Origin of the sequence: Thermosynechococcus sp. OHK43, from assembly GCF_014466085.1 — a bacterium.
In the GTDB taxonomy this organism is placed as follows: domain Bacteria; phylum Cyanobacteriota; class Cyanobacteriia; order Thermosynechococcales; family Thermosynechococcaceae; genus Thermosynechococcus.
In genome coordinates this window covers 1-3,214 of the sequence record NZ_JACOMP010000117.1, presented here as the reverse complement: position 1 = coordinate 3,214, position 3,214 = coordinate 1, and the positions used below count along the sequence as shown (strand labels likewise).

The 3,214-nt window shown below is 50.8% G+C and carries 2 protein-coding genes; one reads left to right on the top strand and one right to left on the bottom strand.

Going from position 1 to position 3,214, the window contains the following annotated elements; all coding sequences use genetic code 11:
* Positions 1–375: 375 nt before the first annotated feature.
* On the bottom strand, positions 376–2,328 hold the full coding sequence (locus H8Q75_RS04815) for an ABC transporter ATP-binding protein/permease (RefSeq protein WP_024123987.1): 1,953 nt from the start codon (positions 2,326–2,328) through the stop codon (positions 376–378).
* Between the two features lie 73 nt (positions 2,329–2,401).
* Here H8Q75_RS04815 and H8Q75_RS04810 point away from each other — a divergent pair, with 73 nt between their 5' ends.
* Complete coding sequence (locus H8Q75_RS04810) at positions 2,402–3,058, top strand: lysophospholipid acyltransferase family protein (RefSeq protein WP_024123986.1); 657 nt, start codon at positions 2,402–2,404, stop codon at positions 3,056–3,058.
* Positions 3,059–3,214: the final 156 nt, after the last annotated feature.

Genomic DNA, 3,214 nt, shown 5'->3' with positions numbered 1-3,214 from the left:
TTTAATAACTTAATAACTATAATAACTCTTTTATAGGATTTTCTAAATATTCCAAATTTCAAATTTTCTATAGAAAAAGCAGTAGTAAAACAGCGACCCAAGGGAAAAACATATATTCATATATTCATTCTAAAATCTTTACTAGGTAAAAACTAATTGCACAAAACTTCATGTTACAGCTTGCTCTAGGCTAGGTTGCCACCACCCGTTTCACGACTATTAAAAGCAAAAGAATGTCTTCCCTTATTGCTCTACCTTTGAGAAAAAGATTGTGATACTACCTGCCTGCCAGGGAAATCTATTTCTTTGTCTCGATCACTTCTCTTCCATAGGGCGCCACTTTTATTGTGGCGGCTATTGTGGCGGTCGCCAGCGCTAGGGGATGTTGCGTACAGGGTAAAATTTCCACTCACGATCGCCCTTTAGTTCTAAAACATAGGTGTGGTACTGCATCAGGCTCTCGCGGTGGCCAACACTAATGTAGTTGCGGCTGAGGCGCTGAATATGCTCATAGACCCGTTTTTCATTGGCTAAGTCAAGGGCACTGGTGGCTTCATCCAAAATGGCGTAGGGGCGCTGATTCAGCAGCAAGCGGGCGATCGCCAGTCGTTGCTGCTCCCCAAGGGACAGCACATCATCCCACGCCAATTCCACGTCGAGTCCGCCCACGCGATCGGGCAAATGGGCCAAGTTTACTTCATCAAGGGCCTGCAAAAGGACGTCATCAGGGGTCTGGCGATCGCCACTGGGATAGAGGAGTTGGGTGCGCAGCGTACCCAGCACCATGTAGGGGCGTTGGGGCAAAAAGAGCACTTCATCCACCGGTGGACGCATAATGCGACCATTGCCACTTTGCCAGAGTCCGGCGATCGCCCGCAGCAGTGAACTTTTACCTACACCGCTGGGTCCCATGATCACGACACTTTCGCCCGCTTCAAGGGCAAATGTGACATCTTCCACCAGTCGCCGTGCCAAATTCGGTGTATCCACACTCACGTGTTCTAGGGCAATGTAGGGCTTCTCCACCAATTCAATTTGCGATTGAGGCGGTACGGAGGGACTCGTCAGCACCTCATCAAACTCTGCCAAACGCTCAATGCCCGCAATAAAGCCCGTGAGGTTCGTAAACTGGTTCACAATGATTGAGAGTGCCCCCAGTACCTGGGAAAAGGCAAAACTAGCTTGGCTAATGGAACCAAAATCAATCTCACCGGCAAAGTAGCGGGGAGCAACCACCGCCGCCGGCACAATAATCACAAAGTAGTTATAGGCTGTCGTGAAAAAATCAAGATTTCGCTGCCAGCCAATCAAGAGGTTAAAGTTCCGCAGCACTTCAAGAAAGCGTTGACGCACTTGCACTGACTCTTGGCCTTCACCGCGATAAAAGGCAATAGACTCGGCATTATCGCGCACATGGACAAGGCCATAACGAAAGTCCGCTTCCCGCCGCAGTTGGTTAAAATTCAGCCAAATCAGGCGTTGCCCAATTAAAACAGTGACGATAGTGCCGACAATGGCATAGCCAATCAATGTCAGTGTTAGGGTTTGTGAGATAGTCCAGAGAATGCCACTAAAGGCAATGAGGTCAATAATTTCGCCAAGAATGATCAGCAAAAACTGGAGCGAGGTTTGGGTAAATGAGCGGACATCCTCACTGATCCGTTGATCAGGGTTATCAATCTCCCCTTGGTTTTCAATGGTGTAGTAAGCCCGATTCTGGAAATAGCGATCCAAAAAATGACGGGTGAGCCAATCCCGCCAGCGCAACCCTAGATATTCCCGCACATAGCGATAAATGACGACAATCGGCGTCCCCACTACAAAAACACCAGCATACACGAAAAGGAATCGCCAGTAGGTTTCGGCATTTTTCTCCGCCAGTGCCGTCTGGAAGAAGCGACCCACAAAGCTAATAATCACGTTGAGGCCACTCACGGACAGGGAAAGCATCAGCAGTAACCCCAAGAGAGCCCATGCTTGCCACCGAAGCAGGAGGGGTTGCCGCAGCAGTGCAAAGACGCCCAGGGGGACAATCACTGTCCCTAGCAGGAGACTGCGGCTAAGGGGCTGTGCCCACAGGGATTGAATCATCTCCATGAGGCCCCCGGCAATTGGTCCCATCAGTTCAGGGGCAAGGGCATTCAGGCCAAAGGTGATAGCTGCCGTGAGGCCAAAGAGGAAGCCAAACATGAGGGCAATGACCAAAAAAAGCAGCAGGATAAAGATCACACTGCTGCCCCAGCGATCGCGGGGGAAAAAATAGGGTTGGGCAATCCGCAGAAACTGCCCCCAGACACGGGCATCAAAGCGATGGGTCGGCTGCGACATTGGCTGGTTCCTCGACAGCGGCAAGGGGCTACAGGCTTACTATTGTAGTAGCGGCGGCTACGGAGGAGAACGGATGCGCCATCAGAAAATGGCACCCACCACATCTCACATCTTGCCGTGGCTTTATTGGGGATTGTGGCCCATTCATCGCCTATTTTTGCCCCTCTACTTTTCGCAAATCACAATTGTGGGTCGCGAGCATTTACCCAGGGATGGTCGGTTTGTCCTTGCTCCCAAGCACTGTAGTCGTTGGGATCCCGTCATTTTGCCCTTGGTGTGCCCCTATCCCCTGCGCTTTATGACAAATGCCATTGAGTTTGGCGGTGTGCAGGGTTGGTTTATTCGCCGCCTGGGTGCCTTTGCGATCAATCTGGATCGTCCTCAACCCAGTAGTTTGCGCCATGCTCTAGACATTCTCAAGGCCGGTCAGCCCTTGGTGATCTTTCCTGAGGGTGGAATTGTCCGGGATCAAGTGATTCGCCCTCTGAGACCTGGTCTTGCCCGCCTTGTTTTGCAGCTCGATCGCCCGCTACCGATTTTTCCCGTCGGTATTGCCTATCATCCGCAGCCACAGTTCCGTGCTCGGGTGGCGCTGTGGATTGGATCACCTCTGTGGACAACCCCTGGGCAAGAAGGCAACCGCAAGCAACAGGCTCAAGACTTCACCCAGCAACTGCAAGCAGCCTTGCAGGCAGCCGTGCTTGAAGCTCGCAAATGTGCCCAATCCTAGGGCTAATTGGTAACCGATTGCACAATTGGCCTAGGTCAAGGGAATTTTGTAGAATAAAGGCAAGATTGAATTCAATTATCCCAAGCCGCAATCGTCATATCTTCCAACCTTTGAGGGAGCGATCGCCCGCTAGTATTATCAACTTAAAAATTCTTC